Annotated in this window: 15 protein-coding genes; 7 read left to right on the top strand and 8 right to left on the bottom strand. The window is 66.5% G+C overall.

The window, feature by feature from the left end:
* Positions 1-183: 183 nt before the first annotated feature.
* The 3 genes from FBY28_RS19395 to FBY28_RS19385 form a co-directional block, all read right to left on the bottom strand.
* Complete coding sequence (locus FBY28_RS19395; RefSeq protein WP_174241681.1) at positions 184-939, bottom strand: alpha/beta fold hydrolase; 756 nt, start codon at positions 937-939, stop codon at positions 184-186.
* A 273-nt stretch (positions 940-1,212) separates the two neighbouring features.
* Positions 1,213-1,689 (bottom strand): putative immunity protein, encoded by a 477-nt coding sequence (locus FBY28_RS19390; protein ID WP_216847826.1) that lies wholly within the window; start codon positions 1,687-1,689, stop codon positions 1,213-1,215.
* 434 nt (positions 1,690-2,123) lie between these two features.
* Positions 2,124-2,738 carry a LysE family translocator gene (locus tag FBY28_RS19385; RefSeq protein WP_141868961.1) on the bottom strand — a complete coding sequence of 205 codons (615 nt, stop codon included), beginning with the start codon at positions 2,736-2,738 and terminating at the stop codon, positions 2,124-2,126.
* A gap of 216 nt (positions 2,739-2,954) precedes the next feature.
* Here FBY28_RS19385 and FBY28_RS19380 point away from each other — a divergent pair, with 216 nt between their 5' ends.
* Positions 2,955-4,958: an SDR family oxidoreductase gene (locus tag FBY28_RS19380; RefSeq protein WP_216847825.1), complete on the top strand. Its 2,004-nt coding sequence runs from the start codon at positions 2,955-2,957 to the stop codon at positions 4,956-4,958.
* 23 nt (positions 4,959-4,981) lie between these two features.
* The gene (locus FBY28_RS19375) at positions 4,982-6,034 is read left to right on the top strand and encodes a nucleoside hydrolase (RefSeq protein WP_286178269.1); all 1,053 of its coding nucleotides are present in this window, start codon (positions 4,982-4,984) and stop codon (positions 6,032-6,034) included.
* Here FBY28_RS19375 and FBY28_RS19370 read toward each other — a convergent pair.
* Complete coding sequence (locus FBY28_RS19370; RefSeq protein WP_216847824.1) at positions 6,025-7,584, bottom strand: DNA polymerase Y family protein; 1,560 nt, start codon at positions 7,582-7,584, stop codon at positions 6,025-6,027. The genes FBY28_RS19375 and FBY28_RS19370 overlap by 10 nt on opposite strands.
* A 1-nt stretch (position 7,585) precedes the next feature.
* Entirely contained in the window at positions 7,586-8,146 is a 561-nt protein-coding gene (gene imuA', locus FBY28_RS19365; RefSeq protein ID WP_216847823.1) for a DnaE2-dependent mutagenesis accessory factor ImuA', read from the bottom strand.
* A 443-nt stretch (positions 8,147-8,589) separates the two neighbouring features.
* On the opposite strand from imuA', the gene FBY28_RS19360 reads away from it, so the two are divergent.
* From FBY28_RS19360 to FBY28_RS19340, 5 genes are all read left to right on the top strand, one after another.
* Positions 8,590-8,838 (top strand): hypothetical protein, encoded by a 249-nt coding sequence (locus FBY28_RS19360; RefSeq protein WP_030134623.1) that lies wholly within the window; start codon positions 8,590-8,592, stop codon positions 8,836-8,838.
* Between the two features lie 83 nt (positions 8,839-8,921).
* Positions 8,922-10,547: a S53 family peptidase gene (locus FBY28_RS19355; RefSeq protein ID WP_141868960.1), complete on the top strand. Its 1,626-nt coding sequence runs from the start codon at positions 8,922-8,924 to the stop codon at positions 10,545-10,547.
* Complete coding sequence (locus FBY28_RS19350; RefSeq protein WP_216847822.1) at positions 10,547-12,478, top strand: DUF2339 domain-containing protein; 1,932 nt, start codon at positions 10,547-10,549, stop codon at positions 12,476-12,478. Before FBY28_RS19355 ends, FBY28_RS19350 begins: the two co-directional genes overlap by 1 nt.
* Before the next feature lie 83 nt (positions 12,479-12,561).
* The gene (locus FBY28_RS19345; RefSeq protein WP_141868959.1) at positions 12,562-13,545 is read left to right on the top strand and encodes an alpha/beta hydrolase; all 984 of its coding nucleotides are present in this window, start codon (positions 12,562-12,564) and stop codon (positions 13,543-13,545) included.
* A gap of 54 nt (positions 13,546-13,599) precedes the next feature.
* Entirely contained in the window at positions 13,600-14,532 is a 933-nt protein-coding gene (locus tag FBY28_RS19340; RefSeq protein ID WP_036459874.1) for a MerR family transcriptional regulator, read from the top strand.
* Between the two features lies 1 nt (position 14,533).
* Here FBY28_RS19340 and FBY28_RS19335 read toward each other — a convergent pair whose 3' ends face one another.
* Genes FBY28_RS19335 through upp form a run of 3 tightly spaced genes read right to left on the bottom strand, consistent with a single transcriptional unit; the run spans position 14,534 to position 17,618 of the window.
* Complete coding sequence (locus tag FBY28_RS19335; protein WP_141868958.1) at positions 14,534-15,349, bottom strand: hypothetical protein; 816 nt, start codon at positions 15,347-15,349, stop codon at positions 14,534-14,536.
* 57 nt (positions 15,350-15,406) lie between these two features.
* Complete coding sequence (guaA, locus tag FBY28_RS19330; protein WP_036459871.1) at positions 15,407-16,966, bottom strand: glutamine-hydrolyzing GMP synthase; 1,560 nt, start codon at positions 16,964-16,966, stop codon at positions 15,407-15,409.
* Positions 16,967-16,982: 16 nt separating this feature from the next.
* The gene (gene upp / locus FBY28_RS19325; RefSeq protein ID WP_036459869.1) at positions 16,983-17,618 is read right to left on the bottom strand and encodes a uracil phosphoribosyltransferase; all 636 of its coding nucleotides are present in this window, start codon (positions 17,616-17,618) and stop codon (positions 16,983-16,985) included.
* Positions 17,619-17,629: the final 11 nt, after the last annotated feature.

Genomic DNA, 17,629 nt, shown 5'->3' with positions numbered 1-17,629 from the left:
ATCTCATCGGTGGCAGACTCTTCGAACGAGCTCGTCGATGGGGAGTCGTTTTCCACGTCGCTGCCGACTTGCATTCCCAAGGAGGGCCGTACTCCGGGTGAGCCGGGAACTGAACGAGCTCGAATCCTCAGAAACCAAGACCCAGGTGGAGCCCGTGCCATGAGGACCTCTTTCGGCTTCGGACTACTCGGATAGAAACCGTCGAACGATTGTGAGGCAGGCGTCAGCAAGATCGGAGTCGAGCTCGTTCAGATGGGACATGCCCAGGTAGTCGCCATGGCCCGCCGGCATCACCAATGGCCGTCCGTCTGGCACCGCCGCAGCCATCGAAACCACATGCTGCGGAGTGACCACATCACGATCTCCCCCGATGAAGAGAACGGGTGACTTGATTGCGGCCATTTCTTCATCTTTCCAGTCCACGAACCCGCGCATGAGGGCAATGTCGAGTTCGAACATGCGCCGCAGATCGTCAGGGTCAGGATTGATTCGGCGATAGGCATTGGCGAGATCGCTTGGCATGTCTTCAACTTGCGGGTCCTCGAAGTTGGACCAGAAGCCGTCGACCATTCCGTCTCGTCGAGTCATTCCCGACGCGACAACGACTCGGTGAGCCAACTCCGGGTGGCGCTGTGCAAACCGCAGAGCGGTAGGACCTCCATTGCTGAAGCCCATGATGTCGATACAGTCGAATCCCAGCTCTCGCACCAAGTGGGCGATGTCGTCGGCGGAGTTCTCGAATGTGTAGGCCCGGTCGACGTGCGGGGTGTGGCCGTGGCCCTGTAAATCGACGCCAAATACCACTCTGTCGCGAGAAAACCTTGGTATAGCGAATTCCCAGTCGGTCTGGATGCTGCCTGCGCCGCCATGGACGAGCACCAGAGGTGTCGCTCCCTCAGCGGCACCATAGCGTTCGTGGTGCAGTGGGATCGTCACCATGCAGGTCCTCCTTCATCGACAGCCTGTTGCTTGTCACCAAGGTTGACTGCCCTCGACCCAGAAACTCGTCGTGAACAACACCAAGCCGGTTTGTCCGATATGACGAGACGGTAAATGAGGCGTCTTCATTGCCTGGATCGTATGGGGAGACTATGGCCTCACTGCATGCGAACGTGGGTTCCCGACAAGAATTGCCCCGGTAGCGGCCCCAGACTGAGGAAGCCCCAGTGCGGTTTTGGTGGGTACGGTCGAGTCGGGCGAGATGAAAAGTTCCTAGCCCGAGTCACGCGGCTGGTGAATGCTCTTCGGGAATACCAGCGGGCGAAACTCTGGGTCGATGTTGGTCCATTGCCAGTCGCGTTCGGCTTGGTTGCTCTGGCTGTCGGAGGCGTGCAGGCCGGCGGCTTTGGCCGCGTAGGTTGCGGCGTGCTGAGCGTGGTTGGCCATGTGTGCGACCGCTGCTGCTTGACCTGCTGCTCGCGCGGCTGCTACAGCTGCGGGATCACCGGCTTGTTCGGCATCGCGTGCAGCGGCGTGGGCTGCGAACGCTGCACTGCGGCATGCGGTCATGGGGACTTTGTCTTCGATCCAGGCTCGCAGTGTGCCGATGGCCGTGCGCGGTCGAGCATCGCCGGGATGAGTGGTCTCGAAGATCGGGAGCGCGCGCTCTGCGCATTCGGCGGCCCACCGCGCGAGCGCCTTGTGCGTGAGTGGATCGGGGTTCGTCCCCTTCTTTGCAGGGTCGGTCACCGTGTCATGCTCCCACCCACGTCCCTGCGGCGTTGTTGGGCCGCGATGGTTCTACCGTGTTGATGACGGGCGGCGTTGATCCTGGTCTGCCGATCGACGAAGTGGTGCGCGGCGGCGAGGAGCGGTGTTGCGTGGCTGGTACGGCTGCCCGTTGCGCCAACAGCCTGCGGCGCGGAGGTGAGCAGCATGAAACCAGCCGCGGGCGATTGCGCTGAGGCCGCCCCAGGGCTGACCATCACGAAATCGCGTGTTCCGAGCCCTCGGAAAGTCTTCGCCACCGTATCCGATGGTCTCGACACGCAGACCATGCTCGACGAAAACGGGATTCGATCAGCAGCAGAGATTTCCTCGGTAGGCCATCAGTTGCAGTGGGGTTAGTGACTGGCCTGCCTACTGGTAGCGGCGGTCACGGTCGACCAGATCTTGGGTCGGCGCTAACGGCTCTCGAACGCGAGCCGGCCTGCCATCAACAGGTAGGTGGCGGCAAACGTGCGGCGCAGCCACGCAACGACTTTGGGTCGAGTGATGACTTGTGCGCGCATGGTGGCGGCGAAGACGCCGTAGAGCGCAAACACCACGAAGGTGAGCGCCATGAACACCGCACTGAGTCCGACCATCAGCAAGGTGCCATTGGGCGTCCCTACGGGAACGAACTGGGGCAGGAACGCGAAGAAAAATATGGTCAGCTTGGGGTTGAGGAGGTTGATCAGAATGGCGGTGGCGATGATCCGCAACGCTGAGGCGGGTGGTTGCCCGATGTCACCGACGTCGAGAACCGACTTATCGCGCAAGGTCTGCCAAGCCAGGTAGAGCAGGTACGCAACACCAACCCACTTGACCGTCTGAAACGCGACTGCCGAGGAGTTGAGCAGTGCAGCCAGCCCGGTGATCGCGGCAATCATGTGAGGTAAGACGCCGAGTGTGCACCCGAAAGCCGCAACCATGCCGGCCTTGGCTCCGCGGGCGAGCCCGGTCGCTATCGAGTAGACGGCCCCGGTTCCAGGGGTGGCCACGACAACAAGAGTGGTGATGAGAAATGCGATGCTCATCGGCAGGGCCCCATTCGCCTTCGTTGACTTCGTTCGCTCGCCAATGTAGCCCTCCTGGCCGGGCATTTTCCCGAGCAGTCAACCCGTTTCGCGGGCAGGTGCCCCGGGGAAGTTGCCCCGTGGTCGTGGCAGTCTGACATCGAGCGACGCTCATCGCGAGAATATGACGCGAGTCCCGAAAACCCACTGTTGACGTACGCCGCCAGGCAGACGACTATGACCGACATGCATTATGTCGTTACCGGCGGTACCGGGTTTATCGGCAGTCGGGTCATCGCCCGACTCCTGGCACGAGATCCCGACGCGCGGGTCTCGGTGCTCGTGCGACGCGGATCGCTGCACCGCTTCGAAAGGCTCACCGCGGGGTGGGGTCCGCGGGTGAATGCGCTGGTAGGCGACCTGACAGCTCCAGATCTGGGTCTGGACGGCGCCGAGGTCGACCCCGTCGACCACGTCGTGCACTGTGCCGCGATCTATGACATGACCGCACCCGAGGGCATCCAGCGCGCCGCCAATGTCGAGGGCACCCGCGCGGTCATCGCGGCAGCCCGCGCATGGGGAGCGACCCTGCACCACGTGTCCTCGATCGCGGTGGCCGGCGATTTCGTCGGCGAGTACACCGAGGACGATTTCGACGTCGGCCAGTATCTGCCCACCCCGTATCACCAAACCAAGTTCGAGGCCGAGGCACTCGTGCGCGCCGAAGCCGGCCTGCGGGCGAGGATCTACCGCCCGGCCGTGGTGGTCGGCGATTCCCGCACCGGCGAGATGGACAAGGCCGACGGGCCGTACTACTTCTTTCCCATCCTGGCCAAGCTCGCTGTACTGCCCGGCTTCACCCCGATGGTGCTGCCCGATACCGGTCGGACGAATATCGTCCCGGTCGACTTCGTGGTCGACGCCATGGTCCACCTGATGCACATCGCCGACGGCGATGGCCGCACGTTCCATCTGACGGCTTCGAAAACCATTGGGCTGCGCGGTATCTACCGTGGTGTGGCCAAGGCCGCCGGATTGCCACCGCTGGTCGGTTCACTGCCCGGGACCGCCGTGGCCCCCGTCCTCAAGGCGACCGGTCGCGCCAAGATCGTGCGCAATATGGCGGCCACCCAACTCGGGGTGCCCGCCGAGATCCTCGATGTCGTCGATCTCGCACCGACGTTCGTCGCCGACCGCACCACGTCCGCACTCGCGGGGACCGGCATCGAGGTGCCCGACTTCGCCTCGTACGCACCGAAATTGTGGCGCTACTGGGCACAGTATCTCGACCCGGACCGCGCCCGTCGCGATGACCCGCAAGGCCCGTTGGTGGGCAGGCATGTCGTGATCACCGGTGCGTCCAGCGGTATCGGGCGTGCCTCGGCCGTCGCCGTGGCACGCCGCGGCGCCACGGTCTTTGCGTTGGCCCGCAACGCCGATGCACTCGACGAACTGATCGCCGAGATCCGCGCCGAGGGAGGGGACGCCCACGCATTCACCTGCGACGTCACCGATTCCGGCTCGGTGGAGCACACGATCAAGGACATCCTCGGGCGCTTCGGCCACGTCGACTACCTGGTGAACAATGCCGGCCGGTCGATCCGGCGGTCGGTGTCGGCCTCGACCGACCGGCTGCACGATTACGAGCGGGTGATGGCGGTCAACTATTTCGGCGCCGTGCGGATGGTGCTTGCGCTGCTGCCGCACTGGCAGGAACGGCGGTTCGGACACGTGGTCAACGTGTCCAGCGCCGGCGTGCAGGCCAACAGCCCCAAGTACAGCGCCTACCTGCCGACCAAGGCGGCCCTTGACGCGTTCTCCGAAGTGGTCGGCACCGAAACACTGTCCGATCACATCACTTTCACCAACATCCACATGCCGTTGGTGCGCACCCCGATGATCGCGCCATCGCGCCGGCTCAATCCGGTTCCACCCATCACCGCTGAGCACGCCGCGGCGATGGTGGTGCGCGGGCTGATCGAGAAGCCGTCACGCATCGACACCCCACTGGGCACGCTGGCCGATCTGGGCACCTACTTCACGCCACGACTGTCCCGGCGCGTGCTGCATCAGCTCTATCTGGGTTACCCGGATTCCGCAGCGGCCCGCGGCCAGGCACCCGAGGAAGAGGTGGCCGTGCCAGCCCGCCAGCCCCGGCGACCGGCGCGCGCTGTGCGCGCTGTGCGGATGCCGCGACCGGTCAAGCGCGCGGTCCGAGCGATTCCGGGTGTGCACTGGTAGCGGGCCACACCTATCGTGGTGACGTGACAGGGCCCCAGACGCGCCAGCCGGTGTTCGCCGATGTCGATACCGGCGTAGACGATGCGATGGCGCTGGCCTATCTGTTGGCCAGCCCCGACGCCGAGCTGGTCGGTATCGCCTCGACGGCGGGCAATGTCCCGGTCGAGCAGGTCAGCATCAACAACCTGCGACTGCTGGATCTGTTCGATGCGGCAGACATCCCGGTGTCCACGGGCGCCGCGGGGCCACTGAGCATCCCGTTGCGCACCTGTGAGGACACCCATGGACCCGAAGGTCTCGGGTACGCCACCCTGCCTGCCGGTGACCGGGTGCTCACCGAGCATGACGCTGCGAACGCCTGGGTGAAGGCGGCCCGCGCACATCCCGGTGAGCTCATCGGCCTGGCCACCGGACCGTTGACCAATCTGGCGCTGGCCATGCGGGTGGAGCCCGCACTCCCCCGGTTGCTGCGGCGACTGGTGATCATGGGTGGCGCCTTCGACTACCGTGGTAACACCACCCCGGTGGCCGAGTGGAACACCCATGTCGACCCGGAGGCCGCCGCCGAGGTGTTTGCGGTGTGGAGTGCCGCCTGGGGGCTGAGCACTCCGACGCATCTACCGATTGTGTTGGGCCTCAACATCACCGAGCACATCGCGATGACACCGTCCGTCCTGGCCCGACTGTCCGCCGCGGCCGGTTCGCCTTCGGCACCGTTGAGCGTCCTGGACGACCGGGGCACGCGGTCGACGGCGGCCAATCCGGTGATCCGGGTTCTCGAAGACGCCATGCGGTTCTACTTCGAGTTCCACTTCGACCAGGGCGAGGGGTATCTGGCGCATCTGCACGATCCGCTGGCGGCCGCGGTCGCGTTGGATCCGGATCTGGTCCGCTGCCGCGAGGCGACCGTCGATGTCGAGCTGACCGGTACCCTCACCAGGGCGATGACCGTGGTCGACTGGCGCGGCCACTGGGGACGGGAACCCAACGCCCGCATCGGGGTCGAGGTCGATCCGGCCGAATTCTTCGATCGCTATGTCGAACGGGTCGGGCCGTTCGCCGCGCGCTACTCGTAGATGCCCTCCACGTACCACCGGCGTTGGCGGTAGCACAACAACATCGCCCGCCCGGGCGCGGTAAGCACCTGGGCTCGGGCGGTGTGCCCGGATTTCGCACTCGCCGGATCCCACCAGCGTTCGTCGACCGGCCACGGACCGGCCCACCACGTGAGATCCCCTCCGTGGCTGGCCGATTCCAGCCGCGCCGGATACGAGGAGAACATCCCGCGCCGGGTCACCCGGACCGGTTCGCCTTGGGCGTCCAGTACTTCCACCGGATCATCGAGCAGCACCGCCGGTGACGGTTCGGGCAGTTGACCGGGCCAGGGTTGCTCGGGGTCGAACCGGGGCACCGGTTCGTCTCCGAGTGCGGTCAAGGTGATGCGCTCGGCGGGGCCCCGGCCACCGCTGAGCACCGGCACCCGCACCGCCTCCAATCCCAGCAGACCTTGCACCCGTACCAATGCCCGGCGGGCCCGCAACCGGTCGTCATCACCGGAGGACCCCCACAGCGGAAGTTGCAGCGCCCCTGCCGAGACCACTTCGACCGGATGCAGACGCAGCACCGTGATCGGCGCGGTGGGCCCCTGCCCGCCATGCCGTCGGGCCAGCCAGCCGTCCAGCTGCCAGCGCACCCGGTCGGCGGTGGCATCCTCGGTCAGCGGCTCGGCGCATCGCCAGACCCGGTTCAGCTCTTCACCGTTGGTGGTGACGGCCTGGATGGCCAACCGCGTGCAGCCGACACCGGCAGACTCCAGGCTGCGATGCAGTTCACCGGCCAGCGAACGGCCGGCGAAGGCCGCGGCATCCACCCGGTCGATCGGTGGGTCACAGTTCATGACCACGTCCAGATCTGCGGGCAGTTCACGTCCCGAGGGGCCGCGGTCGGCCTCCCCGCGGGCGAACCGGTGTGCCTGCAGGGCATCGGCACCGAACCGGGAGGTCACATCGGTCCGGGACAGCTCGGCGAACTGGCCGATGGTCCGAATCCCCATCCGCCACAGCAGATCTGCCAATTCCTCACGACCCGGGCCGGCGAGACTCGGTTCGGCGGCCAGCTGTCGGATGGACAGCGCGGACAGAAACGCCGCGTCCTGACCGGGTTCGACGATCCGGCCCGCCCTGGCCGCGAAGACCGCGGTGCCCAGCTGGTCGGCGATACCGGTCTGACATTCCGCACCCACCGCGGCCACCGCATCGACCAACCGTTCCGCGACGGCCTGTTCGGAACCGAAATAGCGGGCGGCCCCGCGGATGGACACCACCAGCAGTCCCGGCCGTAACACCTCGGTCCGCGGCACCACGTCATCGACCGCGGCGGTCACCGCCTCGAAGTGCCTGGCGTCCCCGGCGGGATCCGCGGTGGCGACATGCAACTGGGGACAGCGCGCCTGAGCCTCCCGGCGGCGCAGGCCGCGGCGCACCCCGGCGGCCCTGGCCGCCGCCGAGCATGCGATGACGCGGTTGGCCAGGGTCACCGCCACCGGGTCGGTGGCACCCAGTCCGGCCGCGGTGGCCGCGGCGACCGCGGGCCAATCCATGCACCAGAGCGCCAGCACCCTGGACACGTCAGCCCCCCGCGGCAAGGAGAGGTCGGCCGGGCATCCGCCCTCTGGTTCGGGTGGCCAACCGGACCCCGGCTATCCGTCCCCGGCCCGGCACCGGGCCGTCGGGACCCGCGGCGGCCATGTCGTAGCCGTGCACCCTGGCATCCAACCGGACCGATGCCCCCTGCCAGTCCCCGTCGGTGATCAGGAGCGTGCACTCCTTCTGTCGGGCCCGTGCGGTCACCGCCCTCGCCCGGCTGATCGGCACCGACCGGCCGTGCAATGCCAACATCACCAGATCCAGACCGTCGAGCAGGATCGCGGCCACCTCCACCGGGTCCGGCCCCGGATCGGGTATCACCGCGATCCGACTGAGGTCGGCACCCATCTCGACCGCCGCCAGCAGACCGATATCGGGTTGCCCGACGATGGCCACGTGCCCACCCGCGGCGGTGGCTGCGGCCACCAACTGCAGTCCGAGCGACCGGGCCCCGGACAGCACCGCCACCGACCCCTTCGCCAGTACCGGTACCGGCAACGTGTCCGCGCCGGGTCCGAGCGGCGTTTCGTCCGGTGCTGGCAAACTATTTTCCGGGTGCGACGAGGGCTGCGCACTCCTTGCGCCGGTGGGTCCGGCGCCCATCCTGTCGGAGACTTCGGCTATCCTGCGACGAAGCTGTTCTACCTGTTCAGCACGCTGTTTTCGATGTTGCTCCAGGTCCATCGCCACCGTCACAGCAGCACCTCCAGCATCATCAGTAACCCACCGGTTTCGAACACATGTTCGATTGCTCGAGTAAACACCTAGCCCGCGACAGCGTCAAGCCGTCTGCCGCACCGGTAGGAGGCCGGGATTGCGGTGAACACGAAAAGAGCAGCCCTCGGTAAGGGAATGCACCGATACCGCCATTGCGTTACAGTTTCTGCCACCAGATCCCGACGGAATGGGACTGCTGCACACGGTTTTCGCGAACCACGCGCCGACCGAGGATCCACCCCGATGGAAAAGGAAAAGGACCGAAAGAAATGGCATCAACGCTTCTGAGTCGTAAGGTTTCGGCTGCGATTGGTGGTGCCGCCATCTTCGCGATGATCGGCTTCACCGCCGCGTGCAGCAGCGACAGCGACAAGCCTGCCGAAGAAACCACCACCACGACGACGACCACCACGACGGAGCCCACCGTGGCGCCCACCGAGAAGTCGGTCAACCCCGGCATCACCGTCTTCACCCCGCCGCCGACGGCCCCGCAGTTCGACCCGAACTACCACGACTGACCCACCCACGCGGAAAGCGGGTCCAGATCTTTTCTGGGCCCGCTTTCCGTTGAGAACCCACTTTTAGCGAGCACACTTCAACCATGACCTTTCGGGCTGCTTCTTCGGTTCGCTCGCTGGCCGCGTTGGCCTTGGCAGGCATGCTCGTCCTCGGCACGACCTTGGTCCTGGACCGTAGGCATGTCGGCGACGACGGGACCAACGGCCCCATCGACGGCCCTTACGCCTCGCTGTTGGAAGCCTCGACCGATCTCGGGCCGGCCCGTGAACAGCACATCGAGTTCACCGCCAGCCTCACCGACGATGCCGAACCGGACGCGTTCATCGACTGGGCTGCCGACCGGGCCCTCGAGGTCCAGTGGCGCCCCGGCGACGACTGGGCGATCGTCACGGGCGCGCCCGGAGACGTGGAGCGCGCCTTCGATGTTTCCGTGCGCGACTACCGCGGCCGCCGCGGTCAGCAGTTCTATGCCTCCCCGCAGCAACCGCTGGTGCCCAACCAACTGCGCCACGAGGTCGCCGAGATCGGCCGCATCCTGAGCTACACCCCACACAAGATGTCGCGCCCCGATCACATCCCACTCGACGTTCCCGCCCAGGGCCTGACACCGGCCGCGCTGCTGAACACCTACAACGCAGACGATCTCGCGGCAGACGGGTTCACCGGCAAGGGAATCACCATTGTCATCTTTGCCTTCGACGGATTCAATCAATCCGATCTGGACAAATTCAGTTCTGCATTCGAATTGCCGCAATTCACGCCGGAGATCATCGGCGGAATGCCCGGTGAAACACGCGGCGAATTGTCAATGGACCTACAAGTCGCACACGCCATTGCTCCAGACGCCCGCAAGGTCGTGGTCAATGCGCATCCGACCGTCCAGGGCGGGGGCGGTTACCGCAAGATCGGCGAGATGCTCGAAGACACCGACCGCCGATTCCCCGGCGCGGTCTGGAGTTTCTCCATCGGCTGGGGTTGCGACAAGCTGATCACCGCCGCGGACGTGGCCCCGGTGCGTTCGGCACTGCGCGCGGCGCAATCGCGCGGCACCACCGCCTTCAATGCCAGCGGTGATCTCGCCGGGATGGAATGCCGCGGCGGACAGGACTGGTCTTCACCACCGAGCGCCCAGGACATCGGCCTCGATTCGATCGCCTCACTTCCCGAGATGACCAGTGTCGGCGGCACCACCTTGTCCACCGATGCCCAAGGCCAATGGATCTCCGAGCAGACCTGGTTCGATGTTCCGCTGTCCCAGGGCACCGGCGGCGGGGTCTCCAACCTCTTCGATCTGCCGCCCTGGCAGCGCAGCGCAGTCGGACTCGTTGCGCCGGAACGTGATATCGGCCGCCGGATGACGCCCGACGTCGCCGCCGTGGCCGATCCGTTCACCGGAGTCAAGATCGTGCTCAACGGTCAGTTCGTCACCGGTGGTGGCACCTCGCAATCGGCGCCCATCTGGGCCGGGCTGACCGCGGTGATGAACCAGTGGCTGCTCGAACACGACGGCCAGCTGATCGGCGATATCAACCCACTGCTCTATCGCATCGCCGAGGGCGCGCCCCGACCCGCCTTCCGCGACATCACCCTCGGCGGCAATGCCGTCGACGTCGCCGGCCCCGGGTATGACCTGGTCACCGGACTGGGCAGTCCCGATGTCGACAATCTGGTCCGCAATCTCCAACTGGCACAGAAAGTCCAGGCCTGATGACCGCTACCGCACCCGCGCCGGGGATGGTGGAGTGCCGGGTCTGCCGGGTCGACGTACCGGACGGCGAATACTGCGGTTTGTGCGGCGTCCCGCTCGCCGAGCACCGTAGCGGTGAAGGTCCGCACTGGCTGCGCGCGCGTACTTTCAGCGCGGCACCCGGACAATCGCTGTTGTCCCCCGCGCTGACGAGTTCGTTGTTCCCGCACCTCTCGCCACGGGCACGCCGGGTGTTCCTGATGGGGCTGGTGCTGTTGGCCGTCGCCCTCACCGCGGCCACCCTGTTGCGGATGCCCGCCGCACTGATCACGGTGGCCTCCCTCGGGCTGCCGTTGCTGTTCGGTCTGTACATCCACGAATCCGGGGTCTCCCGCGATATCCCGCGTTCATCGCTCATACTCACCGTCGTGCTCGCCATCGGACTCGGCGTGGGGTGGGTGCTGCTGACCGGTGCGGCGGTGGCCCGCGCCTACGGTGTGCCACTCGGGGCCGGTGTCGCCGGTGCGCGGATCCTGCGCGACGGCATGGGTATCCCGCTGGGCAGCATGCTGCTCATGCTGGCACCGGCGGTGGCTGTCCGGCTGTCCTGGCGTGGTGACCGGGAATCCTTGGACGGCTACGCCATCGGGGCGCTGAGTGCCGTCACGTTCACCGCCGCGGCCACCCTGACCCGGCTGGCGCCCCAGTTCAGCACCGGCATGATCAACCGTTCCCGGCCACTGGACGGGTTGCTGGTCGAAGCCGGCATCCGCGGTATCGCGATGCCCCTGACCGCCGCCGCGGTCGGCGGGTTGATCGGTATCGCGCTGTGGTTCACCCGGCCACCGAGCAAGATCACCAAGCACCGCGGCGTGGTCCGCGGGATCCTCATCCTGTTCGCGGTCATCGTCAACGTCATCTACCTGTCCCTCGGCCTGGTCGACGTCGCACGTGTCCCCCAGTTCCTGCAATTGGCCGGTCATCTCACGCTCTCCGTGCTCGCGCTGTTCGCGCTGCGGATCGGATTACAACTCGCGCTTCTCAACGAGGCCCAGGACGAGATCCGCCCCGACGAGCCGATCCTGTGCACCGAATGCAACCACGTCGTGCCGGACGCACCGTTCTGCGCCCGGTGCGGTGCGGCCATGCACGCATCCTCGCGCCGCTCGCGGCGGACCCGCCGCGAGGAACGGCCGATCAGGCTCGAGGAGAAACCCGCCGACGGCGAGATCGTGGTGGGACTGATGCCCGGATACTCGCTCTACACCGGTGATTTCACGGTCACCGAACCGCCCAAGACGTCGTTCCGCAACGTGTCGTTGATCCTCGGCACCGTCATCGTGGTGGTCGCCTCGGGCCTGGTCGGGCTTTCCGGACTGATCACCGAACCCGCCGCCCGCTACGCCTGTCCGCCCGATTGCGGCAGCCCGCCGATGGGTAGGGGGGTGGAGATCAACCCGAGGTTCACCGCCGCCGACGGATCGTTCTCGGTGTCCTACCCGGTCGAGAATGCGGCCTACCGGGTCACCAAGAATCCGAACGGGATCACCGCGGTGCTGCAGGCCGGCGACGGCGGCACCATGCAGTTGTTCAGTGAACCGGCCGCCGGACGCGGACCGAAGGACATCGCGGTCGATCTGGTGAACAAGACCTTCCCCGATACCCAGGCCGCCTACGAGATCCCCAACACGATGGTCGGATACCAGCTCGGCTACGGGATGGCCGCCGACTACTGGCCGCAGGGCGCAATGAGCAGCTCGGCCAGGATGCGCATCATCGTCATGGTCGCGGTCAAGAACGACCTCGCGTTGGTCGCGGGTGCCATCGGCCCATATCGCGCATTCGGCCCCGATTTCGGGTCGGGCAAACCGTCGGCGGCGAACCTGCAGCTTGCCTTGGACATGGGCAAGTACGTCAACAGCTTCAGCTGGCGCGGCGACCCACCCCGGTAACCGCCCACACGCGAGATTGTGACATTGACAAATGTCACCAATTGACGGTGTACTCGTCGGACGTTCCCACCACGGAGGTCCGGATGCCCGACCACGCTCTCCCCACCCGCGGTTCGCTGCGATCCCGCGGTGCCGCGGCCATCAGCTGCCTCACCCTGCGGCAGATCAGCGCGGTTCTCCCACCCGAACGAGCGTGGGGACTGTGGGCGTCCCGGCAGATCATCGCACGCGTCATGGACACCTTCGGACCGTCATTGCACGGTGTCGAGGCCGAGCCCGTCGACATCCGGCTGGCCGACGGCCGGCGTGTGGTCGGCGAATGGGTGCACGGCTCCAAGGGTTCCGACCGCACGGCACACCAAGCCATCTATTACGTGCACGGCAGCGGTTACGCGCTGTGCTCCCCGCGCACGCACCGCCGACTGACCGGCTGGCTGGCCCGACTCACCGGGCTGCCGGTGTTCTGCGTCGACTATCGACTGGCGCCGAAACACCGCTTCCCCACCGCCGCCGACGATGTGCGCGCGGGATGGGACTGGCTGTGTACCGAGGGCGGATTCGACCCGGCCCAGATGGTGATCGCCGGGGACTCCGCAGGGGGTCACCTGACCGTCGACATGCTGCTCCAGGCCGACGTGCCGCATCCGGCCGCCATGGTGCTGCTCTCGCCACTGGTCGACCTGACCTTCGGATTGGCGCGCACTCGGGAGGTGTTGCGTGCCGATCCCGCCATCCGCGCCGCCGACGCCGCCCGGCTGATCAACTTGTACTGCGCCGAGGCGGACGTCGCCGACGTTCGGTTGACTCTCGACGTCGCGGGCGGCCGGCGGATGCCACCGTCGCTGATCCAGGCCGGCGGCGCGGAGATGTTGCAATCCGATGCCCGCACCCTGCACGCCGATATCCGTGCCGCCGGTGGCACCAGCGAACTGCAGATATGGCCCGACCAGGTGCACGTCTTCCAGGCCCTGCCGAGACTCGCCCCCGAGGCGGTACCGGCGATGCGCATCATCACGGCCTTCATCACCGAGGCGCTGCAACGAAACGCGGTCCGCGCCGTCGGCTGAGGCCGGGAGGTATCTTCGACTGATGCGGGGTGTCCGATTCATGACGGCGATCGCATGACGGCGCCCAAACCCCCGCGGCAGTCCGCAGGCGCGATCTCGACCATTCTGCTCGGACTGCGCCGGGCACCGCGCCAGATCCGGCGCAGTTCCCGCGATGTCGTCGAGAACGCGGTGACCCAACTCTTCGATGCCGCCGTGCAACCGCACGGCGTCGCCGCCTCCGGCGAGTACCGCATCGAGGAGCTGGCCCAGCTGGCCGGAACCACCACCCGAAACATCCGGGTCTACCGTGACCGCGGGCTGCTCCACCCACCGCTGCGGGTGGGCCGGATCGCACTGTTCAACGACACCCATCTGACCCGGTTGCGGCTGATCACCTCGCTGCTGGATCGCGGCTACAACATCGCCCATGTGCACGAGATGCTCTCCGCGTGGGAACAGGGCAAGGGTGTGGGTGAGCTGCTCGGACTGGAATCGGCGATCGCGGGCAGCTGGGCCGCCGAGAAGCCGGAACGGATGAGCTTGTCGGATGCGCGTGACCTCGTCGACGACGATGCCGGGTTCGCCCGCATGGTCGACCTCGGGATCGTCAAGATCGAGGATGCCGACCCCGCGCAGGACGAAGAAGTGGCGATCATCGTGCGCCCCAAGCTGATCGAGACGTTCAACGAGCTCCGCCAGTACGGCGTGGCACCCGAGAAGCTCATCGGTCTCCACGAGCAGATCGCCCCGCTGGTGGACCAGATCAGCGCGATCCTGGTTCAGGCGGGGATCGAGGAGGTGCTGCACCGCATCAACCCCGGTGCGGCACTGCCGCCGGACACCGAGATCGCCGAACTGCTGACCACGCTGGTACGGTTTCGCACCCAGGCCGTCTCCGCGGTCTCCTCGACGCTCTCGTTCTCCATCGAGTCGACGATCGAGTCGGCGGTCGGCCAGATTCTCGGCGACCTGATCGAGAAAGAGGCCGAGCAGCAATCCGACTAGCTCAACCGGTGACCAACAGCTCGTGGTCGCCTGCGCTCCACGCCTGCTCGAACACTTCCGTACTGACCTGTTCGCCGCGCGTGTCATCACCGCCACTGTCGCCCAGATAGACGATATCGTTCGGAACATCCACTGCCGCAACGGTGATCAGGTGACCACAACCGGTCCGATCCCCCTCGGTGTCCCAGATGATCTTCGAGTTGACGCACACGATGGCCTGCCGGTCATCGTTGAGATAATCCAGCAGCGCGTCCATCCCGGTGTCCAGTCCGCCCTCGGAAGCGACCGAATCGTTGGTGTAGTCGGCCTCGATCCCGAAGTGATCGAGCAGAAGCAGCAGGTCGGTCGTGCAGGTGCCGTGCCCGATGCCGCCGTCGCTCGGATCGAAACTCTCGTCGTAGACGGGCTCGCCGGGACTGCACTCACTGGGTGTGGCCGCCGCCAGATCGATCATCTCCCGCTCCGAGGGTGGGTTGCCGTTGACCTCGCCGATGACCATCCGGGTGGCCATCAGCCCACAATCACCCTGGGACTGCTGGACCCAGTAGCGGCTCGCGGCCTCCGGGTCTCCGTAGACACCGTCCGGCGGTTCGGGTTTGGCCTCCGGTTCCGGCGCCTGCTCCTGTTGCTTGACACGCACCTGCACCGGACGCGTTGCGCGCGTACTGCAGCCCGAATGCGATTCCGCCGCAACCGAACTGGCAGGCGCGGCGGTCGGCTCGGCGGTCGGCTCGGCGGCCTTCTTCGAGCAACCGGCCCCAAGCAGTGCCAACACGGCAAGAGTGAGCACACCTCGACGAACCGACTTATTGACCATGACGGCAAATTAGCAGATCCCGTTCGTCAGCCGGGACGTTTCAGGAGCGCAGCGCGATCACTCCCACTCGATGGTGCCCGGCGGCTTGCTCGTGACATCGAGCACCACCCGGTTGACCTCGGGTACCTCGTTGGTGATCCGCGTCGAAATGCGTTCCAGCACTTCGTAGGGCACCCGCGTCCAATCCGCGGTCATGGCGTCCTCGCTGGAGACCGGCCGCAACACGATCGGGTGACCGTAGGTGCGCCCGTCACCCTGCACCCCGACCGACCGCACATCGGCGAGCAGCACCACCGGGCACTGCCAGATCTGGTGATCCAGTCCGGCCGAGGTCAGCTCCTCGCGGGCGATGGCATCGGCCCGTCGCAACGTGTCCAGCCGCTCGGCGGTCACCTCCCCGACGATGCGGATTCCGAGTCCCGGCCCCGGGAAGGGTTGCCGCGCAACGATGTCCTCGGGCAGACCCAGCTCACGACCGACCGCGCGCACCTCGTCCTTGAACAGCAGCCGCAGCGGCTCGACGAGGGTGAACTTCAGGTCGTCGGGCAGTCCGCCGACATTGTGATGGCTCTTGATGTTCGCGGTGCCGGAGCCGCCGCCGGACTCGACGACATCGGGATAGAGCGTGCCCTGCACCAGGAAGTCGACCTCGCCACCGGATACGTCGACGGCATCGCGGACCGCACCCTCGAACGCCCTGATGAACTCGCGGCCGATGATCTTGCGCTTGCCCTCGGGGTTGGTCACCCCGCTCAACGCCTCCAGGAACCGGTCGGCGACGTCGACGGTGACCAGCTTGGCGCCGGTGGCAGCCACGAAGTCACGCTGCACCTGCGCCCGCTCCCCGGAACGCAGCAGTCCGTGATCGACGAACACACAGGTCAAGCGGTCACCGATGGCCCGCTGCACCAGCGCGGCGGCGACGGCGGAGTCCACCCCACCGGACAGACCACAGATGGCGCGGCCGTCGCCGACCTGCTCGCGCACCTGCGCCACGAGCTGGTCGGCGATATTGGCCGGGGTCCAGCTGGCCCCGATTCCGGCGAACTCGTGCAGGAACCGGCTCAGGACCTGCTGTCCGTGCGGCGAATGCAGCACCTCGGGGTGGTACTGGACGCCCGCAAGCCGCCGCGCCCGATTCTCGAAGGCCGCGACCGGAGCTCCCGAGCTGGCCGCCACCACGTCGAATCCCTCCGGCGCCTCGGTGACGGCGTCACCGTGGCTCATCCAGACCGGCTGGATCCCGGGGAGTTCGGAATGCAGTTCCCCGCCAGTGACTTTGAGCTCCGTGCGGCCGTACTCGCTGGTGCCGGTGTGGGCCACCGTGCCGCCGAGCGCCTGGGCCATGGCCTGGAAGCCGTAGCAGATACCGAAGACCGGCAGGTCCAGATCGAACAGCGCGGGGTCCAACCGTGGCGCGCCATCGGCATAGACGCTGGCGGGCCCGCCGGAGAGCACGATCGCCTGCGGGTTGCGCGCCTTGATCTCCTCGACGGTCGCGGTATGCGGGATCACCTCGGAGAACACCCGCGCCTCGCGGACCCGTCGCGCGATCAGCTGGGCATACTGCGCACCGAAGTCGATGACAAGCACCGGACGTACTGAGGCTGATTCCACCCGGACAGTCTAGTGCTCAGGTCCCGAACAGCCGGTCCCCGGCATCGCCGAGGCCCGGAACGATATAGCCGTGTTCGTCGAGTTGACGGTCGATGGCCGCGGTGTAGACGGGAATGTCGGGGTGCGCTCCGTGCAGGGCGGCCAGCCCTTCCGGGCAGGTGAGCAGGCACACGAACTTGACCGAACGCGGGCTGTGCTCCTTGATCCGGTCTATCGCGGCGATCGCGGTGTGTCCGGTGGCCAGCATCGGATCGACCACGACGACATCGCGTTCGCGAAGGTCATCGGGGACCTTGAAGTAGTACTCGACGGCGACGTGAGTCTTCGGGTCACGGTAGAGGCCGATATGGCCGACCCGGGCGCTCGGTACCAGGCTCAGCATGCCGTCCAGAATTCCGCCGCCGGCGCGCAGGATGGAGACGAACACCAACTTCTTGCCGTCGATCACGCTCGCGGTCATGCTCTCCAGCGGCGTCTCGATCTGCTCGGTGTGCAGCGGGATGTCACGCAACACCTCGTAGGCCATCAGCGCCGACACCTCGCTGACCAATCGTCGGAAACTGTTGGTGGAGACGTCCTTCTGGCGCAGGGTGTTCAGTTTGTGGGTGACCAGCGGGTGGTCGATCACATGCACCTGGGAGGGCAGGGACATCGACGCTCCTT

The organism is Arthrobacter sp. SLBN-53 (assembly GCF_006715585.1).
GTDB lineage: Bacteria > Actinomycetota > Actinomycetes > Mycobacteriales > Mycobacteriaceae > Mycobacterium > Mycobacterium neoaurum_A.
Note: the sequence above shows the minus strand (reverse complement) of the source record. Positions and strands in the feature narration are given on the sequence as shown.

Coding starts and splice junctions, on each gene's coding strand:
- FBY28_RS19395 (WP_174241681.1), bottom strand. CDS start 939: ATGGTGACGATCCCACTGCACCACGAACGCTATGGTGCCGCTGAGGGA.
- FBY28_RS19385 (WP_141868961.1), bottom strand. CDS start 2,738: ATGAGCATCGCATTTCTCATCACCACTCTTGTTGTCGTGGCCACCCCT.
- FBY28_RS19380 (WP_216847825.1), top strand. CDS start 2,955: ATGACCGACATGCATTATGTCGTTACCGGCGGTACCGGGTTTATCGGC.
- FBY28_RS19360 (WP_030134623.1), top strand. CDS start 8,590: ATGGCATCAACGCTTCTGAGTCGTAAGGTTTCGGCTGCGATTGGTGGT.
- FBY28_RS19355 (WP_141868960.1), top strand. CDS start 8,922: ATGACCTTTCGGGCTGCTTCTTCGGTTCGCTCGCTGGCCGCGTTGGCC.
- FBY28_RS19350 (WP_216847822.1), top strand. CDS start 10,547: ATGACCGCTACCGCACCCGCGCCGGGGATGGTGGAGTGCCGGGTCTGC.
- FBY28_RS19345 (WP_141868959.1), top strand. CDS start 12,562: ATGCCCGACCACGCTCTCCCCACCCGCGGTTCGCTGCGATCCCGCGGT.
- FBY28_RS19340 (WP_036459874.1), top strand. CDS start 13,600: ATGACGGCGCCCAAACCCCCGCGGCAGTCCGCAGGCGCGATCTCGACC.
- FBY28_RS19335 (WP_141868958.1), bottom strand. CDS start 15,349: ATGGTCAATAAGTCGGTTCGTCGAGGTGTGCTCACTCTTGCCGTGTTG.
- upp (WP_036459869.1), bottom strand. CDS start 17,618: ATGTCCCTGCCCTCCCAGGTGCATGTGATCGACCACCCGCTGGTCACC.